The sequence below is a fragment of the Roseovarius sp. D22-M7 genome (genome assembly GCF_037083785.1).
Classification (GTDB): domain Bacteria; phylum Pseudomonadota; class Alphaproteobacteria; order Rhodobacterales; family Rhodobacteraceae; genus Roseovarius.
In genome coordinates this window covers 123,846-150,035 of sequence record NZ_JBAPKY010000001.1, presented here as the reverse complement: position 1 = coordinate 150,035, position 26,190 = coordinate 123,846, and the positions used below count along the sequence as shown (strand labels likewise).

The window sequence follows — 26,190 nt, the reverse complement described above, 5'->3', positions numbered from 1 at the left end:
GTGGCCCTTTCATGGCTGGTTCAAGATAACCGTCGGTTTCATCGCGTGTAACATTGTGAAAAAGGCGCGTGCAAGCATGTGACGTCCCCGGCGCGGTGATCCGCACCGCATGGATTTTATTTGAAATCAGGCGTCGCGGCACCTTATATACATGGCAAGCTTAAAGAGGTCGAACATGACAGACCAGACAAAAACCTTGGCAGCGAATTGGCTAAGCGGCGCTGGATTGCGACCGACGCGGCAGCGCATTGCCTTGGCGCAGCTCCTTATCGGCGACGGTCAGCATCGCCACGTCACCGCCGAAAGCCTGTTTTCGGATGTGCAAAGTCACGGTGAACGCGTGTCACTCGCGACCGTCTACAACACGTTGCGCGCGTTCTGCGATGCAGGTCTGCTTCAGGAAGTCATGGTCGACGGCGCCAAGAGCCATTTCGACACGAACACGCATGATCACCCGCATTTCTACTGGGAAGACGAAAACCGGCTGAGCGACGCGCCCGCCGAAGACCTCGAGATCGCGCGGCTGCCACGCGCCCCCGACGGGGCGCGGATCAGCGCGGTCGACGTCGTGATACGCCTCAGACGCGACACCTGACGCCAGAGCGCGCAGGCCCGAAAACCGTCGCCTTTCGAAATCAGCGCGCACGTCATTCCGCTGCGCGTAGAGGATGTGGCGGCTGGCGGTCCTTCAAGGCGCGCTTCAGGTGCTCGATCTGCGGCGCGCCGGATGCGCCTTTTTCAGCCTCCGCCATCAGCGTCATATCCTCTTCATCCGGCCAGATTATTTCCTCGCGCCCCATGTGCCGCGTCGCGTGAGCAAGCGCCCAGTCCCGGGCGGCGCGGCTCGACCGTCCCATGGACAGCGTCTCGAGCAGGCGCGCGGCCCAGATCAGGTAGGTGCTTGTCCAGACCCGAAGCGCCAGCATCGCGGGCGTGAAAACGAGCGTCAGCACCGTCGCGACGCCAAGGCCGAAGACCACCGCCGTCGCCAGCTGCTTCCACCAAAGGGCAGTCGGGCTGTCGAAAGAATACCCCCCGTTGAAGAAGTCGAGGCTGAGCCCGAACATCATCGGCGCAAGGCCGGCCATCGTGGTGATCGTCGTCAGAAGCACCGGACGGATACGATCCTGCGCGGTGCGCGTGATAGCCGATATGCGCGGCATGTAGCGGGCATAGTCCTGATAGGTGTCGATCAGCACGATGTTGTTGTTCACCACGATCCCGGCTAGCGCGACGATCCCGGTGCCGGTCATGATGATCGAGAACGGCTGGTTCATCACCAGCATGCCGATCAGCACGCCGGTGGTCGACAGCACCACCGCCAGAAGCACCAGGACCGCGTTATAGACGCTGTTGAACTGTGCCAGCAGGATGATGAACATCAGCCCGAGCGCCCCTGCGAACGCCTTTTGCAGGAACGCGCCTGATTCGGCCTGATCCTGCGCGTCGCCCGTCCATTCGTAGCTGATCCCGGCGGGCACGACTCCGGAGTCGAGCCACTCCGTCAATCGCTCGATCCGTTCGTTGGCGTTGATCGGGACGGTCTGTTCCGTACCGTCATCTCCGGCGATCGTACGCGTCAGACCCTCGGCCACCGCCGCCTTGACGTCGAAGAATCGCGTCTGGTCGATCCGGTCGATCTGCGCCAGTTGCCGGACCGGCTGTCGCGTGATGAAGTTCGACAGCGGCACGAGGCCGTTTTCCGTGCGCACCTTGAGACTGTCCAGCGTCGAGAGGACACGATCCTCGTCCGGCAGGCGCACGCGGATGTCGATCTCCTCGTCGCTGCTCTCCACCCGCATCGTGTCCAGCCGGATACCGCGCGTGACAAGCTGCACCATGGCGCCGACCGTCGCAACATCCGCACCAAAGCGTCCGGCCTGTTCGACATCCACATCGATCTGCCAGTCGATGCCCGGCAACGGCAGCGTGTCCTCGATCTGGCGCAGGCCGCGGGTGGCCTCGAAGCGCTCTCGTGCCTGCCGGGTGAAGACCTGAAGCGCCTGCCAGTCATCGCCCTTGATGCGCAGATGCACCGGCTTGGCCGAGGCGGGGCCCCGCGCCTGCGCAAGGATCTCGATACGGATGCCGGGGACCCGTTCCAGTTGCCGTGTCAGGTCCGCGATCACCGCGTCGCCCTCGTAGGCCGGGGTGACGACGTCGCGGCGGACCGCCACGTCAAGCACGGGAAGCGTGAACCACGTTTCCTTGCTGCGCGGCCGGTCCTCCCACGGGATGGTCTCGAACTGCACCTGCCCGATCGTGTCGCGCGGCGGCTGCGCGCCCCCGGTATTGTTGTCGAGCCCGCCCTCGCCCGCGAAGGCGAAGGCCGTCTCGACCCCGGGATGCGCGCGCACGATATCCTCGACCTGCTCGACCAGCGCGTCCTTCTGGTCGAGCGACAGGTTGCCGCGTCCGCGCACGTAGACGATCGCCTGTTCGGGTTCGCTGTCGACGAAGAACTCGGTGCCGTTGTTGTTGGACATGTAGAAGGTCAGCACCGACCCGACGATCACGAAGATCGCGCCGAACGCCACCAGCGGCATCACCGGGTTGCCGACCACCGCGTGGATGACACGCCCGAACAGGGAACGGTGGTAGCCCGCACGCACCCGCGCAGCGCGCCGGGGCCGCAGGGCTGTCGCGAGCGCGCGCACCCGGTTGCCCAACCGCCGCGGGATCGCCAGCAGGCCCAGAAGGCACAGCAAGACGCTTCCCACTCCGACGGCGACAAGCGCCACGACCCCCAGAAGCAGGACGAACACGCTCGCCAAAACCGGCACGACAGAGCCGAGGATGCGCCCGCCGTCCATCCCGGCGAATTGCGCGGCGACCGCATCTAAAAGCACGGGCGCCGCCTGCCCCGCCAGCACGACCGCGCCCACGGCCAGCGGGAATATCAGCACGTGCCACAGCCAGAACCCCTGCGCGATCCGGTCCATGCCCGCGTTGCACCAGCGTTCCAGTCGGCCGGTCACGCCGCCCAGCACCGGCAGGTAGACCAGCGCCACCAGCAGCGACGCCGACAGCACGAAGATCAGCGTGACCGGCAGCATGCCCATGAACTCGCCCGGAATGCCGGGCCAGAACAGCATCGGCAGGAAAGCGCAGAGCGTGGTGGCTGTCGAACTGACGACCGGCCAGAACATCCGCTTGGCGGCGCCGACATAGGCGTGCATCGGGCCGTCGCCCTCGGCGATGCGCTTGTCGGCATACTCGACGACGACGATCGCCCCATCGACCAGCATGCCAACCGCGAGGATAAGCCCGAACATCACGATGTTCGAGACCGCCACGCCCATCACCGCCAGCAGCGCAAAGCACAGCAGGAACGAGGTCGGGATCGCGAACCCCACCAGCAGCGCCGGACGGATGCCAAGTGCAGCCAGCACCACGATCATCACCAGCGCGATTGCGGTCAGCACCGAGCCTTCAAGCTGCGTGACCATCGAGTCCACGGTGCTCGACTGGTCGTTGGAGGTGCCGACGCTTACCGCCACCTGCAATTCCTCGGGCCAGTCGCGCTCTGCCTCGGCCACGGTTTCACGCACCAGATCGGCGGTGTCGATGATGTTGAAGCCCTTGCGCTTGACAACCTGAAGCGCGACCGTCGTCTCGCCGTTGAAGCGCGCGGTGCCCGTGCGGTCCTCGAAGGTCAGGTTGATCGTCGCCAGATCTCCGAGCCGCACGACGCGACCGCCATTGGTCTTGATCGGCAGCGCATAGATGTCGCGCGTCTCCTCGAAGGATGACGCGATCTTCACCGCGAAGGTGCCTTGCGTGCTGTCGACCTCGCCGGCCGCGATCAACTGGTTGTTGTTGCGCACCACGTTGACCAGTTCGGCGGCGGTGACGTTGTAGGCCTCCAGCCTCAGCGGGTCGATCACCACCTCGACCATCTCCTCGCGATTGCCCGCAATGCCGGCCTCGAGCACCGGCTCGAGCCCCTCGAGCGTGTCCTGAAGATCCTGCGCGAGACGCGACATGGTGCGCTCTGGGACCGGCCCGGAAAGGTTGACGATGATGATCGGGAACTCGCTGAAATTCACCTCGTTCAGGGTGTATTTCTCGAAGCCCTCTGGGAATTCGGCCTCTGCGGTGTCCATCGCGTCGCGGACATCGGCGAGGATCTGGGTCTTGTCCCAGCCGAACTCGAATTCCAGCGCGACGCCGCCGTAATTCTCGGCCGCGGTGCCCGTCATCTTGTCGAGCCCGTCGAGATCGCTCAGCTCGGCTTCCATCGGCTTGACGAGCAGTTTCTCGCTGTCCTCGGCGGAGATGCCGGGAAACGGCACCGATATGAACAGCGCGGGCACCTCGATGTCGGGCTCTCCCTCCTTGGGCAGTCCGACATAGGCAACGGCCCCCACACCGATCGACAGGACGATGAAGGCCATGACCATCCGCGCGCGGGAAGCGGCCCAGTCCACGATCCCGATCATTGCCCAAGCTCCTGGTAGACCGGCCGGACGCGCACGCCTTCGGTGACGTAGTCCTGGCCGATGACGATCACGTCAGCCGCGTCAGGCAGGCCGGTCAGCCACACGCCGTTTGGCGTATCGCGCAGCAGCGTCACCGGAACGAAGGTGACCCGCCGGTCGTCCTCCACCAAACGCAGCCCGAGCGTGCCCGCATCATCGAGCGTGAGGGCGGATTGCGGCAGCAGATGCGCCGCCTTTCCCTCGGCCTCGACGGTGATCTCGGCGGTTTCGCCGTCGCGCAGGGTCAGGTCCGGGTTTGGAACGCGAATTTCCACGCGGAAGGTGCGCGTCGTCTGATCGGCCGAGCGCGACAGGAAGCTCACCTCGCCCGACACGGTGCGACCGGACGCGGTGCGCGCCGTTGCCGGCGCCCCGAGGGCCACACGCGCGACCTGCAATTCCGACACGAAGCCGACAAGCGTGATCGGGTCCAGCTGAAGCACCGTGACGCACAGCCCGCCGGGTTGCAGCAGGCTGCCGATTTCCGCGGTGTCGGTTTCGAGAACGCCGCGGAACGGGGCGGTGATGCGCAGCCGCTCGATCTCTTTCTCGGCACTGGCGACCGACGCACGCGCGCCCTCGATCCCGGCGCGGGCGGCCTCGACCCCGGACTTTGCCGATTGCACGGCGGCCTCGGCCGATCGGAGCGCGGCGCGCGTCGCGGCCAGACGGCTTTGCGAAGTGAAACCCTCGCCCACGAGGTTTTCGGCGGCGCTGTAGTTGATCTCGGCCTCTTCGCGCCGTGCGCGAGCCTCTTGCAGCCGCGACTCGGCCTCGGGTACGCGGGCCTTGGCCTCTGACAGCCGCGCGCGGGCCTCTTGCAGGGCTGCCTCGCGCGCGGCGGGGTCCAGACGGCACAGCACCTCGCCGCGCTCCACCAGGCTTCCCTTGGGCTCGGGTTCTGAGGTCACAAGGCCGGATGTTTCCGCACGCAATTCCACGACGCGGTCGGCCTCGGTCTGGCCGCGCAATGTCACGGTGCTTTCGACCTCGCGCGCGGACGAGCGCTGGACGACCACGCGCATGGGCTCGTCCGCCAACTGCGGCGATTCGTCGATCTGCGCGGCCTCTGCCGCGTCCTGAGGATTATCCGGCAACATGTTCGCGAGGCGGGACCGCTCGAACACGAACGCGTAGATAAGTGCAGAGACCAGCACGGCCATCAGGATCGGGACGATGCGCATGGACGCACTTTCTCTCGGGCAGGATCATTTAACAATGAGATACGCTAGACCCATGCGCGCAGATTAATCCTTTCAATCCAGCACCGCAAGCGCGACACAGCGCGGGAAACCCTGCCCTTGGCAGCGGACCGCCTTCGCGCTAAGAGACGCGAGAATGTCCATGAGAGGCCGAACGCGTGAGCGACACCGACAGTTTCATCGAGGAAGTCACCGAGGAGGTGCGGCGCGACCGGCTTTTCAGGCTGATGCGGCGCTATGGCTGGATCGCGATCTTGTTGATCCTTCTGCTCGTCGGCGGTGCGGCCTGGAACGAATGGCGCAAATCGCAGGCACAGGCCGAGGCCCAGCAGTTTGGCGACAGCATCCTCGCCGCCCTGTCCGAGCCGGATCGCGCCGCGCGCGCCTCGGCCCTCGCCGAGATCGAGCCCCCCAACACGGAGGCCGCGGCGGTCGTCGACCTCTTGGCAGCCGCGGAACGGGCGGAGGGTGATCCTCAGGCCGCCGCGGCTCGCCTTCTCGAGATCGCAGATCGCCCGGAGACAGCTGAGGTCTACCGACAGATCGCGACACTCAAGGCCGTCACCCTGCCTGGATCGGGGCTGGGCACAGACGCGCGGCGGCAGGGCCTCGAAGGGCTTGTCGGTGCCGGTGGCATCGTGCGGCTTCTGGCAGAGGAACAGCTTGCCCTGATCGCGCTGGAGACAGGCGACCGAAGCGCGGCCCTCGAACGCCTGACCGCGATCACCTCCGATGCCGAGGCGACAGCGGGCTTGCGTCGGCGCGCCACACAAGTGATTGTGGCCCTTGGCGAAGAGCCGCCGGACTTACAAAGGGCCACACCCGGCGCGGCGGGCGTACTGCAATAACAACAGCCGCCGGTCAGACGGCAAACGGCGACAAGCGAGGGCGAAGCGGTGAGGGCACGAAAGATCATGACCGGGCTGGCGGCAGCCCTGGCCCTCGCGGCCTGCTCGCAAAGCGAACCGATCCTGACCGGAGAGCGCGAAGGCATCCGCAAGGTCCTGCGAAGCGAGGCCCGCCGTGCGCAGGTCGCCGAGACACCGCCCAACCGCGTCGTGCCGGTCGCCCTGCCGCCCGCGACCGTCAACGCCGAGTGGACGCAGCGGATCGGCACGCCATCGACCCGCACGGCCCATCCCGCCCTCTCCGCTTCGCCCGATCTGGCATGGTCGGTGAATATCGGTGCGGGTGATGGCAAGCGCGTGCGCATCACCGCCGATCCCGTGGTCGGGGGCGGACGTGTCTTCACCCTCGACGCTCAGGCGAGTGTCGCGGCGGTCTCGACCTCCGGATCGCTCTTGTGGACAACCGATCTTACTCCGCCGCGCGACCGGTCGAGCGACGCCAGCGGCGGCGGTCTCGCCTATGGCGACGACAGGCTTTTCGTGTCGTCGGGGTTCGGTGTGCTGACCGCCCTCGACCCCGAGACCGGGGCGCGGCTGTGGCAACAGGACCTCGGGGCGCCGGGGACTGGCACGCCCGCGGTCATCGACGGCCGGGTCTACGTGGTGGCGGGAGACGACGTCGCCTGGGTTCTGGATACCGCGACAGGCCGCATCGAGTGGCAGTTGAGCGCCACGCCCGACATCCATAACGTGCTCGGCGGCCCGGCCCCGGCGCTCACCGACACCTACGCGATCTTCGCCTTCGGTGCCGGCGAATTGCAGGGTGCCTTCCGCAAGGGCGGCCTGCGCCTGTGGGATGCGCAGATCGCCGGCCAGCGTGACGGGTTGGCAAGCGCGCGGGTGCTCGACATCACCGGCGATCCGGTGGTCGTGGGCGACCGTATCTTCACCGGCAGCCATGCGGGGCGCATCGTGGCGCTGAGGCTTGGCAGCGGCAATCGCATATGGACCGCGAACGAGGGCCCGCTGAACCCGGTCTGGCCGGCCGGCGGGTCGCTTTTCATGGTGACGGACCGCAACGAACTGGTGCGGCTCGACGCCGGGGACGGCACCCGCATCTGGGGGCATCCGCTGCCGCTGTTCACGGCGAACCGGCCGAAACGGCAGGCAGAGATCGTCGGCCATTTCGGCCCGATCATCGCCGGCGGGCGCCTCATCCTTGCCTCGGGCGACGGGCGGTTGCGGTTCTTCGACCCGGCCTCGGGCGGCCTGACCCGTGCCATCGACCTGCCAGGCGGGGCTACGACGAACCCGGTGGTCGCGGGGGGCACGCTTTATGTCGTGTCGAAAAACGGGCAATTGCTCGCTTTCCGTTGACGGCGCTATCCTGTACCACACCGGCTTGACGCCGGAGCGGAGCCTGATCCATGTCCTTCACCCTCGCCATCGTGGGACGCCCGAACGTGGGCAAATCCACGCTGTTCAACCGACTTGTCGGCAAGCGCCTGGCACTGGTGGACGACCAGCCCGGTGTCACGCGTGACCTGCGCGAAGGCGAGGCGCGGTTGGGCGATCTGCGGTTCACGGTGGTCGACACCGCCGGGCTGGAGGATGCGCGCGACGACAGCCTGCAGGGGCGGATGCGGCGGCTGACCGAGCACGCGGTCGACATGGCGGATGTCTGCCTTTTCATGATCGACGCGCGCACCGGGATCACCCCCACAGACGAGATTTTCGCCGAGATCCTGCGCAAACGGTCGGGTCACGTGATCCTCGGCGCCAACAAGGCCGAAGGGGCGGCCGCCGATGCCGGGGTGATCGAGGCTTGGGGTCTGGGCCTTGGCGAGCCGATCCGCCTGTCGGCCGAGCACGGCGAGGGGCTCAACGACCTCTACGCACAACTGATGCCGCTCGCAGACGCGTTCGAGAGCCGGGCCGAGGCCGAGGCCCCGGAAACCGACATCCCCGTGACCGAAGAGGGCGAAACCGTCGATGCGCGCGACCACAGCCCGACCAATGCGCGCCCGCTTCAGGTCGCCGTCGTGGGACGGCCCAATGCCGGAAAATCCACGCTGATCAACAAGATCCTCGGCGAGGACCGCCTGCTGACCGGCCCCGAGCCGGGGATCACCCGCGATGCGATCTCGCTGCGGATCGACTGGGACGGGCTGCCCATGCGGATTTTTGATACCGCAGGCATGCGCAAAAAGGCGCGGGTCCAGGAAAAGCTGGAAAGGATGTCGGTCTCGGATGGGCTGCGCGCGGTGAAATTCGCCGAGGTGGTCGTTGTGCTTCTGGACGCGGCCATCCCGTTCGAACAGCAGGACCTGCGCATCGCGGACCTGGCAGAGCGCGAGGGTCGCGCGGTGGTGCTCGCGGTCAACAAGTGGGATGTGGAAACCGACAAGACCCGTAAACTGAACGATCTGCGCGAGGCGTTCGAGCGCCTGCTGCCGCAACTGCGCGGGGCGCCGCTGGTGACCGTCTCGGCCAAGACCGGGCGCGGCCTCGACCGGCTGCGTATCGCCATCGACAAGGCCCATGACGTCTGGAACCGCCGGATCACGACCGCGCAGCTCAATCGCTGGCTTGTCGGAATGATCGAGCAGCACCCGCCCCCGGCCCCCGGCGGCCACCGGATCAAGCTCCGCTACATGACGCAGGTCAAGACCCGCCCACCGGGCTTCGTGGCGATGTGCAGCCATCCCGACAAGCTGCCCGAAAGCTACACGCGCTACCTGGTCAACGGGCTGCGCGAGGATTTCGACATGCCCGGCACGCCGATCCGCCTGCACATGCGCAGCCAGTCGGCGAAGAACCCCTACAAGGCCAAGAAAAAGCCGGGACCCTCCAGCCTGCGCAAGCATATCTCGGGGCGGTCGTCGAAATAGGATCCACGAGGCGCGTCAGACCTCCGTCCAGTTCTCGATCACGTCCATCGCCTGATCCGCGGTCTCCACGAACCGGAACAGGTCGAGATCCTCTTCACTGATCGTCCCTGTTTCGGCAAGCGCCTCCCAGTTGATGATCGAGCGCCAGAACTTTTCTCCGAACAGCAGGAACGGCATCTTCTTCATGCGGTCCGTCTGGATCAGGGTGAGCGCCTCGAAGGTTTCGTCCAGCGTGCCGAAGCCGCCCGGGAAGACGCAGACCGCCTTGGCCCGCATCAGGAAATGCATCTTGCGAATGGCGAAATAGTGAAAGTTGAAGCACAGCCCCGGCGTCACGTATTCGTTCGGCGCCTGCTCGTGCGGCAGCACGATGTTGAGCCCGATCGATGCGCCGCCCGCATCGGCGGCCCCGCGATTGCCCGCCTCCATCACGCCCGGACCGCCACCCGTCGCGATCACGTTCTCGCGCCCGTAGCTGGCCATGGATTTCTCGGTCATCAGACGGGCGAACTTGCGGGCCTCGTCATAGTACTGCGACAGGTTTGCCAGCGTTTCGGTCCGGGCCGTGGCCTTCTGCGCGGGTTCCGGGATGCGCGAGCCGCCGAAGAGCACCACTGTGCTCTGGATGCCGCGCTCGTTCAGAATCATTTCCGGTTTCAGCAGTTCAAGCTGCAGGCGTACGGGGCGCAGTTCGTCGCGGCAGAGGAAATCGTCATCGGCGAAGGCAAGGCGATAGGCGGGCGCGCGGGTCTGGGCCGTGTCGGGCACCTGTTCGGCAGTCGACCGGTCCGATTGGGCGTCGCGGAACTGGCTCAGGCGGTCGTCATCCATCGCGGGCGATCCTTGCTTGGGTCTGGACATACAGGCGTATAGTCTTTGACATGACAAGAAAAGGCTAAGAGGTGCGCGCCATGCCGTGGCAGACGACGATTTCAGAGGCCGGCACGCGGATCGCGGGCCATGTCCGACGCACGCCGGTCACGTCCATGGGGGTCGGCGGGCGCGAGGTGGCGCTCAAGCTCGAGCAGATGCAGCATACCGGCAGTTTCAAGACCCGCGGCGCGTTCAACACGCTACTGCAGCTCGACGTGCCCGAGGCCGGGATCGTCGCGGCCTCGGGCGGCAATCACGGGGCGGCGGTGGCGCATGCGGCGGCCACGCTCGGGCACAAGGCGCGCATCTACGTCCCCGAGATCGCAGGCCCAGCCAAGATCGGCCTGATCCGCGCGCAAGGCGCCGATCTTCAGGTCGTCCCCGGCGCCTATGGCGAGGCCGCCGCGCGCGCCGCCGAATGGCAGGCCGCCACCGGCGCCGCGCAGATCCATCCTTATGACGGCGAGACGACGGTCGCCGGACAGGGCACCCTGATGGCCGAATGGGAGGATCAGGGGCTCGACGCCGACACCGTGCTGATCGCCGTGGGCGGCGGCGGCCTGATCGCCGGGGCGCTCGGCTGGCTTGGTGGGCGGCGCAAGGTCATCGCGGTCGAGCCGGAAACCTCTTGCGCACTGCACGCCGCGTTACAGGGCGGCGCACCGCGCGACGTCGAGGTGTCGGGCATCGCCGCCAACGCGCTCGGGGCAAAGCGCATCGGGGGTATCTGCTTCGGACTGGCCCGAGAGTTCGAGGTGGAGAGCGTTCTGGTGCCGGATGCCGCGATCCTCGAGGCACAGGCGCTTTTGTGGCGCGAATTGCGGCAACTGGTGGAACCGGCGGGCGCGACCGCGCTTGCCGCGCTGATCCGCGGTGCTTACGTACCGGTGGCGGATGAACGGGTGGCGGCGCTGGTTTGCGGCGGCAACATCGCCCCCGACCCGCTGGCCTGAGCGGGACGGCCGCTGGACAGGGTCGGGGCGCGGCGATAGAGGGGCGGGATGAACAAGGAAAAGGCCAATCCGAACTACAAGGTGGTCGCCGAGAACCGGCGCGCGCGGCACGACTATGCCATCGAGGAGGATCTCGAGTGCGGGATCATCCTCGCAGGTTCGGAGGTCAAGTCGCTGCGCGGCGGCGGTGCCAACATCGCCGAAAGCTACGCGGCGGTGGAGCATGGCGAGCTTTGGCTCGTGAATTCCTACATCGCGCCCTACGAGCAGGCCAAGACCTTCGGGCATGATGTGCGGCGGCGGCGCAAGCTGCTGGCCTCGCGCCGCGAACTGGCCCGGATGTGGAACGCGACGCAACGCAAGGGCATGACCCTGGTGCCGCTGGTCCTGTATTTCAATCACCGCGGCATCGCCAAGATCAAGATCGGCATCGCCAAGGGCAAGAAAAAGCACGACAAACGCCACACCGAGGCAGAGCGCGACTGGAACCGTCAAAAGCAGAGGCTTCTGAAACAGCGCGAGTGACGCGGCGCGGCCTGCCCGGCAACGGATGATCGGAGATCATGGAACTCATCATCAGCCTGATCGCGGGGGCCATCGGCGGCAACGTCGCCGGGGGTCTGATGAAGACCCGTAGCCTCGGCTGGGTCGGCAACTCGCTGGCCGGCGTGGTCGGCGGCGGGCTTGCCGCGCAGGGCCTGTCGATGCTGGGGGCGACGACGCTGGCCCGACTGGCCGGGGGCGGACAGATCGGCGAGATCGGCGCGATCATGGGCCCGTTCATCATCGGCGGCATCGGTGGGGCGGTGATCCTTCTGGTCGTCGCCGCGATCCGTGGCACGCTTTTCAGATGAGCGCCGCGCGGGCCGGGGGCGGCAGGCTCCGGCCTTGCCCTTCGCAGCCCCACGCGGTAGCACTGGACTGTCCGAAACCGGGGGGTGCCGATGGCAACTGATGATCCCAAGACGCTCGTTTCCACCGACTGGCTGGCGGCCCATCTGAAGGATCCGGATCTGCGGATCCTCGACGGCACGCTGTTCATGCCCGACGAGGGCCGCGACGCACGCGCTGAATACGAGGCCGCGCATATCCCCGGCGCGCGCTTCTTCGATATCGACGCCATCAGCGACGCCCGCTCCGAATTGCCGCACATGGTGCCGCCGGTCGAGAAATTCATGTCGCGCCTGCGCGCCATGGGGGTCGGCGACGGTCATCAGGTGGTGGTCTACGACGCCAAGGGACTGTTTTCCGCGGCGCGGGTCTGGTGGCTGTTCCGCCTGATGGGGCAGGACAATATCGCGGTGCTCGATGGCGGCTTCCCCAAGTGGCAGGCCGAGGGGCGCCCGATCGAGGACCTGCCCCCGATGATACGCGACCGCCACATGACAGTGCGCCGGCAGAACCACATGGTGCGCGACGTCACGCAGGTCTCGGCGGCGTCCAAGCTGGGCGATCACGAGATCCTCGATGCCCGCGCCGCCGCGCGGTTTCGCGGTGACGCGCCGGAGCCGCGCGATGGGCTGCGCGCCGGGCATATTCCGGGTGCGCGGAACGTGCCCTATACGGCGCTGTTGAACGACGACAAGACGATGAAGGACCCCGACAGCCTGCGCGCCGTCTTTGCCGCGGCCGGGGTCGATATGGCCAAGCCGGTGATCACCTCTTGCGGATCGGGTGTGACCGCCGCGGTGATCAATCTGGCACTGGAACGGATCGGCAAGACCGATCACGCCCTTTATGACGGGTCATGGACCGAATGGGGCGCGTCGCAGGCGTTGCCCGTCGCCACAGGAGAGGCATGATGTTCGAACATCTCAAGGAAAAGCCCGCCGACAAGATCATCGCATTGGGTCAGGCCTACCGCGATGACCCGCGCGACACCAAGATCGATCTCGGCGTCGGCGTCTACAAGACACCCGAGGGCGTGACGCCGATCATGCGCGCTGTCAAGACGGCCGAAAAGCAGCTCTGGGAGGCCGAGACGACCAAGGCCTACACGGCGCTTGCGGGCGATCCGTTGTTCACCGACGCGATGGTCGGGCTGGTGCTGGGCGACGCGGTGGCGCGCGACCAGGTCTCGACCATCGCCACGCCCGGCGGCACCGGCGCGGTGCGGCAGGCGTTCGAACTGGTCAAGATGGTCAATCCGGGCGCGCGCGTCTTCGTGTCCGACCCGACGTGGCCCAACCACCTGAGCATCCTCGCGCATATGGGGATGGAGATGGTCCCCTATCGCTATTTCGACAGCACAACCTGCGCTGTCGATTTCGCCGGCATGCTGTCCGATCTCGAAGGCGTGCGCGCCGGCGACGTTGTGCTGTTGCATGGCTGCTGTCACAACCCGACCGGGGCCAACCTGAACATGGCCGAATGGCAGTCCACCGTCGAGTTGCTGAACGCCAAGGGCGCCATGCCGATGATCGACATCGCCTATCAGGGTTTCGGCGACGGGCTCGAGGATGACGCGGCGGCGGTGCGCTACGTCGCCTCGCACTGTCCCGAGACGCTGATCGCGGCGAGCTGTTCGAAGAATTTTGGCATCTACCGCGAGCGCACGGGCATCCTGATGGCCGTGGCGCAGGACAAGGCCACCAAGAAGATCACGCAGGGCAACCTCGCCTATCTCAACCGGCAGAACTATTCCTTCCCGCCCGATCACGGTGCGCGGCTGGTGGGCATGGTGCTGACCGATGACGAGCTGCGCGCCGACTGGCAGGCCGAGCTGGAGGACGTGCGCCTGAACATGCTGAAACTGCGCGAGCAACTGGCCGGCGAGTTGCAGAAGCTGTCGGGATCGGACCGGTTCGGCTTCATCGCCCAGCATCGCGGCATGTTCTCGCGGCTCGGGGCCACAGCCGAACAGGTCGCAAAGATGCGCGAAGAGCACGGGATCTACATGGTCGGCGACAGCCGGATCAACATCGCCGGGCTCAATGACCGTACCGTCCCGATCCTGGCGCGCGCGATGATCGACGTCGGCGTCTGATCCCGCACATGACCCGATCTGCACTGAAAGGGGCGGCCCGCAAGGACCGCCCCTTCGATTTGCGGCTGATCGGCCTGATCACTCGGGCATGATCACGGCGTCGATCACGTGAATGACACCGTTGCTGGCCTCGATATCGGCGTCGACCACGTTCGCGCCGTCGACGGTGACGCCGTCCGTGGTGCCGATTGTCACTTCGGCGCCGTTCACGGTACCGGCCATCATGCCGTCGGAAAGATCGCCCGACATCACCTTGCCCGGCACGACGTGGTAGGTAAGGATCGAGACCAGCTGGTCCTTGTTCTCGGGCATCAGAAGAGTCTCGACAGTGCCTTCGGGCAGCGCCGCGAACGCGTCGTTCGTGGGCGCGAAGACCGTGAACGGGCCTTCGCCCTTCAACGTGTCGACGAGATCCGCGGCCTTGACCGCCGCGACGAGGGTCGAGAACGACTCGTTGCCGGCCGCGATATCGACGATGTCCTTGGAGTGTTCGTCGGCAAAGGCCGGGCCCGCCATCATGGTTGCGGTTGCAAGGGCTATACAGGTTCTGCGAAGCATTCGATGAACTCCTTTTGAGCATACGTTTCGGCGATGCCCGTCTTGGCACCGTGGTAGGTGTACGAGCCTCCGACACGCATGGTTCACGGGCGTTTTCCGGCGAGGCGGTTTGACGCAGCAGGCGCGCACACTAAGCCTCGGCACTTGGAAAAGTCAATTCACGGACTTGTGATAACGGGCCGGAAAAACGTGGCTTTGACAGATCGCGTTGAGCGTTTGTGTCTCAAAGGCCCAGCTTGTCGCGCATGAAGGCGAGGGCCACGTTCAACCCGTCGGGTGCGATCCCGTGACCCGTACCCTTCATGATATGCGCATAGACATCCTTCCAGCCGGCCTCTTGAAGGGCCTCGGCGGCTTCGGGCATGGATTGCGGCGGCACCACGTCATCGGCATCGCCATGCACCAGCAGGACCGGCGGACGGCTGCGCGTGGCGTCCTTGAGCATATCGGGCGCCAGCAACCGGCCCGAAAACGCCACGACGCCCGCGACCTCGTCCTCGCGCCTCGGCGCGACGTGCAGCGCCATCATCGAGCCTTGCGAGAACCCGAACAGCACCACCTGTTCGGGCAACAGGTCCTCGTCCACCATGAACGCATCGAGAAAGGCGTCGAGATCAGCGGCAGCGGCGACCATCCCGCGCTCGGCCTCTTCCTCACTCGACCCGTCGATCCAGGGGATCGGGAACCATTGCAGGCCCACCGGCATGCCGGGGATGATCTCGGGCGCATCGGGGGCAACGAAAAGCGTATCCGGCAGATGTTCTCCCAAGGGATCCGCGAGCCCGATCAGGTCCGCCCCATTGGCGCCGTAGCCGTGCAGGAACACCACCGCCGAGCGGGTTTCCCCGGATTGCGGCGCCCGGCGGTTCGCGGTCAATACCCGTGTCATCTGATCCCTTCCCTGTCCTTGACCTTTTGGTAATACGCCCAGAGAAGACGCGCGGCAACCGCGCGCCAGGGCGACCAAGACTGCGCCATCTCACGAAAGGCGCGGGGATTCGGGCGCTCGGGCAAATCGAAGAGAAGGCGTGCGGATTCCTGCATCGCCAGATCGCCGGGCGCAAAGATATCGGCGCGCCCGAGGCTGAACATCGCATAGATTTCCGCCGTCCAGACACCGATCCCGGGCACTTGCGTGAGCGTGGCCACAACCTCGTCATCCGGCGCACTGCGTAGGGCGGCATAGTCGATATCCGCGTCCGCAAGCGCGCGGGCATAACGGGCCTTCTGCCGGCTGAGGCCGGCGGCGCGCAAGTCGTCGTCGCCCGCCGCGCGGATCGTCGATGGCTCTGTCAGGCCCGCCGCTTCCATGCGGCCCTGCACGGCACCCGCCGAGGCGACACTGACCTGCTGACTGATTATCGCGTTCAAGAGTTCCGCGAACCCGTCCGCGCGGCGCCGCAGCGGCAGATCCCCGGTGATTGAATACGCATGCGCCATGCGCGGGCAATGCCGGGCGAGGTATTCTGCCCCCTCGGCCACGTCGCTTTCGGTCTTGATGATACGTCCGCTCATATCCGCACGCTATTAGGCTTCATGCCGAACTCCAAGAGGTGACATCGCGCTTGCACCCACCCGGGGCCAAGGCTAGCACGTCGGCATGACCGAGACCGCCCTCCACCATGATGACAGTCAAGCCAAGCGCAACGTGGCCGTCCTGGTGGCCGCGCAGGCGATCCTCGGCGCGCAGATGCCGATGATCTTCGTGGTCGGCGGTCTGGCGGGGCAATCCCTGGCCGCCAACCCCTGTTTCGCGACCCTGCCGATCTCGCTGATCGTGCTGGGATCGATGCTGTCGGCCACGCCGATCTCGCACCTGATGCAACGCTACGGCCGGCGGACGGGCTTCACGATCGGCGCGATGGCCGGGGCGCTCGGCGGGGCGGTCGGGGCGTACGGGCTTTATGTGGCGTCCTTCCCGGTCTTCCTGGCGGGCAGCCTGATCACCGGCACCTACATGTCAGCGCAGGGCTTCTACCGCTTCGCCGCCGCCGACACGGCGAGCGACACGTTCCGGCCAAAGGCGATTTCCTATGTCATGGCCGGCGGGCTGCTGAGCGCGATCATCGGGCCGCAACTGGTCAAGATCACCTCGCAGGCGATGGTGATCCCGTTTTTCGGGACGTACCTGGCGGTGATCGCGCTCAACCTTGTGGGGGCACTGCTGTTTCTGATGCTCGACATCCCGAAGCCACCGATGCCGTCGGAGGACGCGCCGCGCGGACGCACGCGGATCGAGCTTCTGAAGACCCCGCGCATCGCTGTGGCGGTGATCTGCGCGATGGTGTCCTACGCGCTGATGAACCTCGTGATGACCTCGACACCGCTGGCCGTGGTCGGCTGCGGCTTTACCGAGAGCCGCGCGGCGGACGTGGTGACCGCGCATGTGCTGGCGATGTATATCCCGTCCTTCTTCACCGGGCACCTGATCGCGCGGTTCGGGGTCGAGCGGATCGTGGCCACCGGCATTGTGATACTTGCCGCGGCCGGCGCGGTGGCCTTGCAGGGTGTCGATCTGGGCAATTTCTTCGTCGCGCTGATCCTGCTCGGGATCGGGTGGAACTTCGGCTTCATCGGCGCGACGACGATGCTGGCCGGGGCCCACGCCCCGCACGAGCGTGGCCGCATGCAGGGCCTCAACGACCTTCTGGTCTTCGGTGGCGTGACCTTCGCCTCGCTCGCCTCGGGCGGGTTGATGAACTGCTCGGGCAGCAGCGCGCAGATGGGATGGGCGGCCGTCAACATCGCAATGGCGCCGTTCCTGATGCTGGCGGGCGCGGCGCTGATCTGGCTCGTGATGCGCCCCCGGGAGGCGTGAAAAGCCGCGGGCGTGGGCCTTTTTCCGAGGCCCGCGCTCGAAACTGTCAGCCCAGCTTGCGCAGGCGGGCCATCAGGCTCGATGTGTCCCACCGACCGCCGCCCATCTTTTGCACGTCCTTGTAGAACTGATCGACGAGGGCAGTGACCGGCAGGCTCGCGCCGGTCTCGTCCGCAGTCGACAGACAGATACCCAGATCCTTGCGCATCCAGTTCACGGCAAAGCCATGCTCCCACTTGTCGTCGAGCATCGTTTCGTAGCGGTTCGCCATCTGCCAAGATCCCGCCGCCCCCTGGCTGATCACCTCGACCACGGCGCGGCCGTCGAGGCCGGCCTTTTCCGCGAAATGCAGCGCCTCTGACAGGCCCTGCACCAGACCGGCAATGGCGATCTGGTTGCACATCTTGGTCATCTGCCCCGCGCCGCTGTCGCCGATCCGGCGGCACAGCTTGGCATAGGTGGTCATGATCGGCTCGGCCGCGTCATACGCATCCTTGTCGCCGCCGCACATGATCGAAAGCTGCGCGTTCTCGGCGCCGGCCTGACCGCCGGAGATCGGCGCGTCCACGAAGCTCAGCCCCTGCGCGCGCGCGCCGGCATAAAGTTCTTCGGTCACTTTCGCCGACACCGTGGTGTGATCGACGAAGGTCGCGCCGTCGGACATGCCCGCGAACGCCCCGTCCTCGCCAAGGCACACGCTGCGCAGATCGTCATCGTTGCCGACACAGGCCAGCACGAACTCTGCCCCGGCCGCAGCCTCGCGCGGGGTGGGCGCGTGCCGTCCGCCATGCTGTGCGACCCAGGCCTCCGCCTTCGAGGCCGTCCGGTTGAAGACGCAGACATCGTGCCCCGCCGCCTGAAGATGCCCGGCCATCGGGTAGCCCATGACACCGAGCCCCAGAAATGCAAGCTTTGCCATTACAACCCTCCTTCTGTCGTGCGTTTGCATTGTCTCGTCCGCGATTTCTGACTATCCCCGCGGGGGATGCAAGCGGAAACTCTGAAAGGGCGGGGCCTGTGGCGGTGGTGATCAAATGGCTGTTGCGGGCGGCGGGGGCATCGGTGCTGCTCGTGCTGCTGGCCTTGCTTGCGGGATACGTGCTGTTGTCGCGTTCGTTGCCGGATTACGACAAGGAGCTCGCGGTCGGGGGCATCGATGCGCCGATGGAGATCGTGCGCGACACGTCGAACGTGCCGCATGTCTTCGGGAAAAACGACACCGACACCTTCTTCGGGCTCGGCTATGCCCATGCACAGGACAGGCTGTGGCAGATGACGACGATGCGACGCACCGCTCAGGGCCGGCTGTCGGAGGTGTTCGGGCAGCGCACCGTCAAGATCGACACCACGCTTCGACGCTTCGGCCTCTACACGCTGGCCCGCCAATCGGTCGCGGCGCAGGACGCGCGGACGCAAGCCGCTCTACGGGCCTATTCCGACGGGGTCAACGCGCGCCTGACCGAGATCAACCGCGACGCGCTTGGCCGCGGCGCGCCCGAGCAGTTCCTGTTCAACGCCCCGATCGCGCCCTGGCAGCCCGCCGATTCCATCGCGCTGATCAAGCTGATGGCGGTGCAACTTTCGGGGCATCTCGCCAACGAGGTGCTGTTCGCGCGCACCTCGCTGGCACTCGACGACCCCGCGCGGCTCGACGACATCATGCCGCTGGCACCGGGGGGCGGAACTGCGGCGCTGCCCGAATATGCAAGCCTTTTTCCCGAAGCCGGGTTCACCCGCACCGCTCGCAACACGGAAAACGAAACCCGTCATCCGCTTTCACCCTTCAGGGCGCGCGCCTTCGCCGGGGCCTCGAACGCCTTCGTGGCCGATGCCTCGCGTTCCGCCTCCGGTGGCACGCTTCTGGCCAATGATCCGCATCTGGGGTTTTCGGCTCCCGGAATCTGGTACCTTGCCCGGCTCGAGATGGAAAACGGCGGGGTGATCGGCGGGACCATCCCGGGGATCCCCGCCATTCTCACCGGACGCAACGCGGATCTGGGCTGGGGGATCACATCCTCGTATCTCGACGATCAGGATGTCTACATCGAAGAGGTCAATCCCGAGAATACCGACCAATACCGCAGCCCGGATGGCTGGGCACCGTTTCGCACCGCGCGCTCGATCATCGAAATCAAGGACGCCGATCCGATCACGCTCACGCTGCGCTGGACCGAGAACGGTCCCGTGCTGCCGGGCAGCCACTACAATCTCGAGGACGTGACCCCGCAAGGCCACGTGGCCTCTGTCGCCTGGACCGCGCTCAGCGGCCAGGACACGACAATGAGCGCGGCCATGGCGCTGATGCAGGCCCGCACCGTGCAAGAGGGCCTCGAGCTCAGCCGCGATTTCATCGCCCCCTCTCAGAACCTCGTGCTGGTCGACCAGGACACCATCGCCATGCGCACGATCGGCGCGATGCCGCGCCGCACCGCCCGCCATGAAAGCGAGGGCCGCATGCCGTCGCGCGGATGGGTGCCCGAGAACCGCTGGCAGGGCCGGCTGCCGCATGCCGCCAATCCCGAATTCGTCGCCCCCAAGGGCGGCATCCTTGGCAACACCAACAACAAGGTGGTGGACAGGCCGTTTCCGATGCATGTCAGCCATTGGTGGGGCGACACGCAGCGCGTCAACCGCTGGCGCAAGCTGATGCAGGACCGCGAGGGGCATACGCGCGACAGCTTCATCGAGGCGCAGCTCGACACGGTCAGCTACACGGCGCGGTCCCTGCTGCCGCTGATCGGCGCGGATCTGTGGTTCACCGGAGAGGCCGCCGCCGAAGGCACGCCCGAGCGTCTGCGCCGGCGCGCGCTGGATCTGCTGGCCGACTGGAATGGCGAGATGAACGAGCATTTGCCGGAACCGCTGATATATGTCGCGTGGATGCGCGCGCTGATGGACCGGCTGATCCGCGACGATCTCGGCCCGCTGTCGCGGGAATTCGATCATCCCGACCCGATCTTCATCGAACGCGTCTTTCGCAACGTGAACGGCGCATCGGCGTGGTGCGACGTGCGCCAATCGGCAGCGACGGAACGCTGCTCGGACATCGCGCGCAGGGCGCTCGACGACGCGCTTCTCTGGATCACGGAACGCTACGGGTCCTCGCTGGAGAGCCTGCGGTGGGGCGACGCGCATCAGGCCACGCATGACCACCAGACCTTGGGCGAGGTGCCGCTTCTGCGCTACTTCGTCAACATACGGCAATCCACGTCGGGCGGCGACAACACGCTGATGCGCGGCCGCACGCGCGGCGGTGACGGGCCGAACCCGTTCGAGAACGTGCATGGCGCGGGCTATCGGGGCGTCTACGATTTCGCCGATCCCGACAGCAGCGTGTTCATCATCTCGACCGGTCAGTCGGGGCATTTCCTCAGCCGCTTTTACGACAACCTCGCAGAGCTGTGGCGCCGCGGGGAATACATCCCGATGTCGCTCGATCCCGGGCTTGCGCGGGCGGCCTCGGTGGGCGTGACGGTGCTCAGACCCGCATCCGAGTAGGAGAGGCCCTCACGCCGCGCCTGCGCGCCACATCCGCAAAACCGCTTGAGGCGCGCACCCCGCCCGGCTAGGTCATCGTCAAAGGAGTTCGCGCATGAGCCTCAATACCTTCGGTCGAATGTTCCGCTTCACCACGTGGGGCGAAAGCCACGGACCCGCCCTCGGGGCCACCGTCGACGGCTGTCCGCCGGGCGTGGACCTCGACGAGGCGATGCTGCAGCTCTGGCTCGACAAGCGCCGTCCGGGCCAGAACAAGAACACCACGCAGCGGCAGGAGGCGGACGCGGTCCGTATCCTCTCGGGCGTCTACGAAGGGCAGACCACCGGCACGCCGATCCAGTTGATGATCGAGAACACCGATCAGCGGTCGCGCGACTACGGCGATATCGCGCGGACCTTCCGGCCCGGTCATGCCGATATCACCTACCATCTGAAATACGGGCTGCGCGATCCGCGCGGCGGCGGGCGCTCCTCGGCGCGCGAAACGGCGGCGCGGGTAGCCGCGGGCGGGGTGGCGCGGGCTGCCCTCGCCCAGCTTGCCCCCGCGTTAGAGGTCAAGGGCTACATGGTCGCCATGGGCGAAATGAAGTTTGACCGCACCCGGTTCGACTGGGACGCCATAGATGCCAACGACTTCTGGCTGCCCGATGCCGCGGCCGTGGCCGACTGGGAGGCTTACCTGCAGAATGTGCGCAAACGCCACGACTCGGTCGGCGCGATGATCGAGGTCGTCGCGCGCGGGGTCCCCGCCGGGCTGGGCGCACCGATTTATGCGAAGCTCGACACGGATCTCGCGGCCGCGATGATGTCGATCAACGCGGTGAAGGGCGTCGAGATCGGCGAGGGGATGGCGGCGGCCACACTCGGCGGCAGTGCCAATGCCGACGAGATCTTCATGGGCGCCGACGGCCCCGAATACGGCTCGAACCACGCGGGCGGCATTCTCGGGGGGATCTCGACAGGGCAGGATGTCGTGGTACGTTTCGCGGTCAAGCCAACCTCCTCGATCCTGACCCCGCGCCGCTCGATCACCGTGGACGGCGCCCCGACCGAGGTCGTCACCAAGGGCCGGCATGACCCGTGCGTGGGCATCCGCGCAGTCCCCGTGGCCGAGGCGATGATGGCCTGCGTGATCCTCGACCACCTGCTGCTGCATCGCGGCCAAGTGGGCGACGGCCCGCGCGGCCGGATCGGGTGACGCGGCCCCATCCGCCCTCAAATCACGCGCTTCTGCCGGGACAGTTGCACCGCCAGAATGCCCAGCATGATCACCGCGACGCCGACGAGGTGCTGCTTGCTCAGGGTTTCGCTCAGCACCACCGCCGCGATCGCCACGCCAAGAAACGGGTTGAGGAAATGGAAGGTCGCGGCCTTCACCGCGCCGATCCGGTTCACCAGCCAGAACCATGTCAGCGTCGCCGCCAGTCCCGGCACCAGCGTGGTATAGGCGAAGGCGGCGACCAGCGTCCACGACCAGTCGACCGCGAATGTCTCCAGCGGCACCGCGGCGATCCCCAGCACTAGGCTGCCCACCAGCATCTGCAGACCCACCACCATCAGGAAATTGCCCCCCGATGTGGCCCCGCGCACCGCCAGCGTGGCGAAGGTCAGCGCGACGACACCGGCCACACACAGACCGACCCCATAGAGATCGACCCCGCCGTTCAGCCGCGCGCCCATGATGATGATCACACCGGCGATTCCCGCCACGAGGCCGAGGATCCCCATCGCGCCGATCCGCTCGCCGAAGATCAGCCAGCCGGCTAAACCGACGAGCAGCGGCATCGTCGAGGCGATGATCGCAGCGAGCCCCGCCTCGACGGTCTGCATGGCGACGAAATTGAGACCGAGATAAAGCGCGTTCTGGCATACGCCGAAAACGATCGTCGCGCGCCATTGTCCCCGTGTCAGGTGCCAGCTTTGCCCGATCGCGCGGGCGATCAGCACCCCGAGGATTCCCGAAAGCAGGAACCGCAGGCTGAGCGCCGTCAGCGGTGGGGCCGAGGCCACGATGATCCGGGCCGAGGTGAAGGCCGAAGACCACATCACGGCAAAGGCCAGCCCCATCAAGATCGCCCGGATATCCATGCGCGCTCCTGCCCTTGATGCGTGTCGCGGCTGTACTGCGTTTCACACGCCTGCACCCAGCACAACGCCGATGGGGCCGCCCGCGGGGACGGCCCGTCGCGACACCCTGCGGGCGGGATCAGCCGTTCACGCTGTCCTTCAGGGCCTTGGCGATGGTCACCTTGACCTGGCGGTCGGCGGGCTTGGGCATCTGCTCGCCGGTGGCGGGGTTGCGCACCATGCGTTCGGGGCGCTCGCGGCAATAGATCTTGCCGACACCCGGCAGCGTCACGGCGCCGCCTTCGGACACTTCGCGCGTGATGACGTTGATGACCGCGTCGAGCGCGCTGCCCGCGGTTTTCTTGTCACTGCCCATTTCCTCGGCCAGAGCGGTCACGAGTTGCGTTTTTGTCATGGGTTTTGCCATTTCTTGGTCTCCTTGAACTGCCCGTCTCTTGGGGCCGGTGACGTGGATTTAACGTCATTATGTGTTCAAACACAACGTCTGGTGGGGTGATGCGATCGATTTTCCCGTATTTTGTGCGGGATTTTTGCCGATCATTGCCGATCAGAGGAAGGCTGTCTCTTCAAAGGAGCGCAATTTGCGGCTGTGGATACGCTCCAGCGGCATCCGGCGCAGCAATTCCATCGCCCGGATCCCGACCATCAGATGCCGCGCAACCTGCGAACGGTAGAAATCCGACGCCATTCCGGGCAGTTTCAACTCACCCTGAAGCGGCTTGTCGGACACGCAAAGCAGCGTGCCATAGGGCACGCGGAACCTGAATCCGTTGGCGGCTATCGTCGCGCTTTCCATGTCCAGCGCGATGGCCCGCGATTGCGACAGGCGCTGCACCGGGCCGCTATGGTCGCGCAATTCCCAGTTGCGATTGTCGACGCTGGCCACGGTGCCCGTGCGCATCACGCGCTTGAGCTCGAACCCTTCGAGCTTCGTTTCCTCCGCCACCGCCTCTTGCAAGGCGATCTGGATTTCCGCGAGCGCCGGTATGGGAACCCATGCCGGCAGATCCGCATCTAGCACCCGGTCCTCGCGCAGGTAGGCATGCCCAAGTACGAAATCGCCAAGCGATTGCGAATTTCGCAGCCCCGCGCAATGCCCGACCATCACCCAGGCATGCGGGCGCAGCACGGCGATGTGATCGGTCGCGGTCTTGGCGTTCGAGGGCCCCACGCCGATATTGACCAGCGTGATTCCGGAGGCATCCGCGCGCTTGAGGTGATGGGTGGGCATTTGCGGCAACCGGTCGGGCGTGGCAAGCGGGTCGTCGGGACCCGTGATCCGGGCATTCCCGGTACTCACGAACTCGGTATAGCCGCTGTCCGGGGCGGCGAGCGCACGGCGCGCGAATGCCTCGAACTCGGTAAAGTAGAACTGGTAGTTGGTGAACAGCACGTAATTCTGGAAATGCGCGGGATCGGTGGCGGTGTAATGCTCCAGCCGTGCGAGCGAGTAATCCACGCGTTGCGCGGTGAAGGGCGCCAGCGGCGCTGTGCCGTTCTGCGCGCGGTCCCAGGTGCCGTTGACGATGTCGTCATTGGTGGTCGCGAGGTCGGGGACATCGAAGAGATCGCGCAGGGTGAACTCTGCCGCGCCGTCCTGCGGCACGGTCAAGCCGGCCTCGGCAGCCACAGCGAAATGCACCGGTATCGGCGTCTCCGAGACACTGATGCGGACAGGTACGCCATGGTTTTCAATCAACAACCCGATCTGCTGTTCGAGATAGGCGCGAAAGAGCCTGGGCCGGGTGATCGTCGTCGCGTAGATACCGGGCGATGACACGTGACCAAAGCTCAGCCGGCTGTCGATCTTGGCGTAGGTGCCCGTGGTCAGACGGATCTCGGGATAGAACGCCCGGACGCGGGACGTGGGGATCTCTCCGTCGAGGGCGTTGACGAAGGTCTCGCACAGGAAGCGCACCGCGGTATCGTAAAGCAGGCAAAGCCGGTCGACCGCGGCACGCGCCTCGATGAAGTCCTCCGGCCCCGGCAGTTCGGGGGTCCGGATCGGGCCTGTGCGTTCGGTCTCTGTCATGCTTTTGTCCTGCGACCCCTGCTCAAGCGTCACGTTGACATGGGCCGAGCGTGCGATCAAGTTGATCGCATCCGAGCGTTACGGTATCGATCTGCGCGTGGACGGCAGGCCTCGATGCCGGGACCAGAGCGAAAGGAAACGACATGAGCGTGACGAACCTGAAACCAAACATGGAAAACTGGCAGGATCGGGTGGATCTCGCGGCAGCGTTTCGCTGGACTGCCCGGCTAAACATGCACGAGGCGGTCGCAAATCACTTCAGCCTGACCGTCAACGACGACGGTACGCAGTTCCTGATCAACCCTAACCAGATGCACTTCGCGCGCATTCGCGCCAGCGATCTCATCGTGGTCGACGCCAACGATCCCGACACCCTCAGCCGCCCTGACGCGCCCGACCCCACGGCCTGGGGGCTGCATGGGGGGCTTCACCGGCATTGCCCGCATGCCCGCTGCGCGATGCACGTGCATTCGATCCATGCCACCGTACTCGCCAGCCTCGCTGACAGCCGGCTGCCCGCCATCGATCAGAACAGCGCGATGTTCTTCGACCGGCACGTGGTCGACGAGGGATATGGCGGGCTGGCCTTCGAGGAGGAAGGCGAACGCTGCGCGCGGCTGTTCCATGACCCCAGCCAGAAGGTCATGGTCATGGGCAATCACGGTGTGATGGTCATCGGCGACACCGTGGCCGACACCTTCAACCGTCTCTATTACTTCGAGCGCGCGGCAGAGAACTACATCCGCGCCCTGCAAACCGGGCGGCCGTTGCGGGTCCTGTCCGACGATGTGGCCGAGAAGACGGCGCAGGAACTCGACGGCTATCCCGAGCAGTCCGACAGGCACCTGTCCGAAATCAAGGCCCTGCTGGATGCCGAAGGGGCGGATTACGCCAGCTGACCGGCGACCCTGAAACCGTCCCGACGATCCCTTGCCAAGCCGCGGATGGTGCGCCATGAACAC

The 26,190-nt window shown here is 66.1% G+C and carries 23 protein-coding genes; 13 read left to right on the top strand and 10 right to left on the bottom strand.

Going from position 1 to position 26,190, the window contains the following annotated elements; translation table 11 throughout:
• Positions 1 to 175 precede the first annotated feature (175 nt).
• On the top strand, positions 176 to 595 hold the full coding sequence (irrA, locus tag V8324_RS00685) for an iron response transcriptional regulator IrrA (RefSeq protein WP_336417984.1): 420 nt from the start codon (positions 176 to 178) through the stop codon (positions 593 to 595).
• Positions 596 to 647: 52 nt separating this feature from the next.
• Here the strand turns inward: irrA and V8324_RS00680 are convergent, their stop codons facing one another.
• Positions 648 to 4,442, bottom strand: a complete 3,795-nt coding sequence (locus tag V8324_RS00680; protein ID WP_336417983.1) for an efflux RND transporter permease subunit — start codon at positions 4,440 to 4,442, stop codon at positions 648 to 650.
• Complete coding sequence (locus tag V8324_RS00675) at positions 4,439 to 5,665, bottom strand: efflux RND transporter periplasmic adaptor subunit (protein WP_336417982.1); 1,227 nt, start codon at positions 5,663 to 5,665, stop codon at positions 4,439 to 4,441. Before V8324_RS00675 ends, V8324_RS00680 begins: the two co-directional genes overlap by 4 nt.
• Positions 5,666 to 5,841: 176 nt before the next feature.
• Here V8324_RS00675 and V8324_RS00670 point away from each other — a divergent pair, with 176 nt between their 5' ends.
• The 3 genes from V8324_RS00670 (at position 5,842) to der (ending at position 9,422) form a co-directional block, all read left to right on the top strand.
• On the top strand, positions 5,842 to 6,531 hold the full coding sequence (locus tag V8324_RS00670) for a tetratricopeptide repeat protein (RefSeq protein ID WP_336417981.1): 690 nt from the start codon (positions 5,842 to 5,844) through the stop codon (positions 6,529 to 6,531).
• Between the two features lie 66 nt (positions 6,532 to 6,597).
• On the top strand, positions 6,598 to 7,908 hold the full coding sequence (locus tag V8324_RS00665; protein WP_442970435.1) for an outer membrane protein assembly factor BamB family protein: 1,311 nt from the start codon (positions 6,598 to 6,600) through the stop codon (positions 7,906 to 7,908).
• Between the two features lie 50 nt (positions 7,909 to 7,958).
• Positions 7,959 to 9,422 carry a ribosome biogenesis GTPase Der gene (der, locus tag V8324_RS00660; RefSeq protein WP_336417979.1) on the top strand — a complete coding sequence of 488 codons (1,464 nt, stop codon included), beginning with the start codon at positions 7,959 to 7,961 and terminating at the stop codon, positions 9,420 to 9,422.
• Positions 9,423 to 9,437: 15 nt separating this feature from the next.
• Here der and V8324_RS00655 read toward each other — a convergent pair whose 3' ends face one another.
• The gene (locus tag V8324_RS00655) at positions 9,438 to 10,253 is read right to left on the bottom strand and encodes an LOG family protein (RefSeq protein ID WP_336417978.1); all 816 of its coding nucleotides are present in this window, start codon (positions 10,251 to 10,253) and stop codon (positions 9,438 to 9,440) included.
• 80 nt (positions 10,254 to 10,333) lie between these two features.
• Between V8324_RS00655 and V8324_RS00650 the strand changes: the two genes are divergently transcribed.
• The 5 genes from V8324_RS00650 (at position 10,334) to V8324_RS00630 (ending at position 14,234) form a co-directional block, all read left to right on the top strand.
• Positions 10,334 to 11,248, top strand: a complete 915-nt coding sequence (locus V8324_RS00650; protein ID WP_336417977.1) for a threonine/serine dehydratase — start codon at positions 10,334 to 10,336, stop codon at positions 11,246 to 11,248.
• A 48-nt stretch (positions 11,249 to 11,296) separates the two neighbouring features.
• Entirely contained in the window at positions 11,297 to 11,773 is a 477-nt protein-coding gene (gene smpB, locus V8324_RS00645; protein ID WP_336417976.1) for an SsrA-binding protein SmpB, read from the top strand.
• 38 nt (positions 11,774 to 11,811) lie between these two features.
• Complete coding sequence (locus V8324_RS00640; protein ID WP_336417975.1) at positions 11,812 to 12,102, top strand: hypothetical protein; 291 nt, start codon at positions 11,812 to 11,814, stop codon at positions 12,100 to 12,102.
• A 90-nt stretch (positions 12,103 to 12,192) separates the two neighbouring features.
• Positions 12,193 to 13,050, top strand: a complete 858-nt coding sequence (gene sseA, locus V8324_RS00635; RefSeq protein ID WP_336417974.1) for a 3-mercaptopyruvate sulfurtransferase — start codon at positions 12,193 to 12,195, stop codon at positions 13,048 to 13,050.
• Positions 13,050 to 14,234 carry an amino acid aminotransferase gene (locus V8324_RS00630; RefSeq protein ID WP_336417973.1) on the top strand — a complete coding sequence of 395 codons (1,185 nt, stop codon included), beginning with the start codon at positions 13,050 to 13,052 and terminating at the stop codon, positions 14,232 to 14,234. Before sseA ends, V8324_RS00630 begins: the two co-directional genes overlap by 1 nt.
• Before the next feature lie 78 nt (positions 14,235 to 14,312).
• Here V8324_RS00630 and V8324_RS00625 read toward each other — a convergent pair whose 3' ends face one another.
• The 3 genes from V8324_RS00625 to V8324_RS00615 form a co-directional block, all read right to left on the bottom strand.
• Positions 14,313 to 14,792 (bottom strand): fasciclin domain-containing protein, encoded by a 480-nt coding sequence (locus V8324_RS00625; RefSeq protein ID WP_336417972.1) that lies wholly within the window; start codon positions 14,790 to 14,792, stop codon positions 14,313 to 14,315.
• A gap of 223 nt (positions 14,793 to 15,015) precedes the next feature.
• Positions 15,016 to 15,681, bottom strand: coding sequence for an alpha/beta hydrolase (locus V8324_RS00620; RefSeq protein ID WP_336417971.1), 666 nt, complete (start codon positions 15,679 to 15,681; stop codon positions 15,016 to 15,018).
• Positions 15,678 to 16,307, bottom strand: a complete 630-nt coding sequence (locus V8324_RS00615; protein ID WP_336417970.1) for a DNA-3-methyladenine glycosylase family protein — start codon at positions 16,305 to 16,307, stop codon at positions 15,678 to 15,680. The genes V8324_RS00620 and V8324_RS00615 overlap by 4 nt, the downstream gene beginning before the upstream one ends.
• Positions 16,308 to 16,392: 85 nt before the next feature.
• On the opposite strand from V8324_RS00615, the gene V8324_RS00610 reads away from it, so the two are divergent.
• Positions 16,393 to 17,610 carry an MFS transporter gene (locus V8324_RS00610; protein WP_336417969.1) on the top strand — a complete coding sequence of 406 codons (1,218 nt, stop codon included), beginning with the start codon at positions 16,393 to 16,395 and terminating at the stop codon, positions 17,608 to 17,610.
• Positions 17,611 to 17,656: 46 nt separating this feature from the next.
• Here V8324_RS00610 and V8324_RS00605 read toward each other — a convergent pair whose 3' ends face one another.
• The gene (locus V8324_RS00605; RefSeq protein ID WP_336417968.1) at positions 17,657 to 18,529 is read right to left on the bottom strand and encodes an NAD(P)-dependent oxidoreductase; all 873 of its coding nucleotides are present in this window, start codon (positions 18,527 to 18,529) and stop codon (positions 17,657 to 17,659) included.
• 98 nt (positions 18,530 to 18,627) lie between these two features.
• Between V8324_RS00605 and V8324_RS00600 the strand changes: the two genes are divergently transcribed.
• Together V8324_RS00600 and aroC are read left to right on the top strand one after the other, a co-directional pair.
• On the top strand, positions 18,628 to 21,108 hold the full coding sequence (locus tag V8324_RS00600) for a penicillin acylase family protein (RefSeq protein ID WP_336417967.1): 2,481 nt from the start codon (positions 18,628 to 18,630) through the stop codon (positions 21,106 to 21,108).
• Between the two features lie 94 nt (positions 21,109 to 21,202).
• Positions 21,203 to 22,306 (top strand): chorismate synthase, encoded by a 1,104-nt coding sequence (gene aroC, locus V8324_RS00595; protein ID WP_336417966.1) that lies wholly within the window; start codon positions 21,203 to 21,205, stop codon positions 22,304 to 22,306.
• A 17-nt stretch (positions 22,307 to 22,323) separates the two neighbouring features.
• Here aroC and V8324_RS00590 read toward each other — a convergent pair whose 3' ends face one another.
• The 3 genes from V8324_RS00590 to V8324_RS00580 all read right to left on the bottom strand — a co-directional run bounded on the left by V8324_RS00590 (position 22,324) and on the right by V8324_RS00580 (position 25,228).
• Entirely contained in the window at positions 22,324 to 23,196 is an 873-nt protein-coding gene (locus V8324_RS00590) for a DMT family transporter (RefSeq protein ID WP_336417965.1), read from the bottom strand.
• A 118-nt stretch (positions 23,197 to 23,314) separates the two neighbouring features.
• Positions 23,315 to 23,602 carry an HU family DNA-binding protein gene (locus tag V8324_RS00585; protein WP_336417964.1) on the bottom strand — a complete coding sequence of 96 codons (288 nt, stop codon included), beginning with the start codon at positions 23,600 to 23,602 and terminating at the stop codon, positions 23,315 to 23,317.
• A 141-nt stretch (positions 23,603 to 23,743) separates the two neighbouring features.
• Complete coding sequence (locus tag V8324_RS00580; RefSeq protein WP_336417963.1) at positions 23,744 to 25,228, bottom strand: AMP nucleosidase; 1,485 nt, start codon at positions 25,226 to 25,228, stop codon at positions 23,744 to 23,746.
• Between the two features lie 143 nt (positions 25,229 to 25,371).
• Between V8324_RS00580 and V8324_RS00575 the strand changes: the two genes are divergently transcribed.
• Positions 25,372 to 26,127 (top strand): class II aldolase and adducin N-terminal domain-containing protein, encoded by a 756-nt coding sequence (locus tag V8324_RS00575; RefSeq protein WP_336417962.1) that lies wholly within the window; start codon positions 25,372 to 25,374, stop codon positions 26,125 to 26,127.
• Positions 26,128 to 26,190 lie beyond the last annotated feature (63 nt).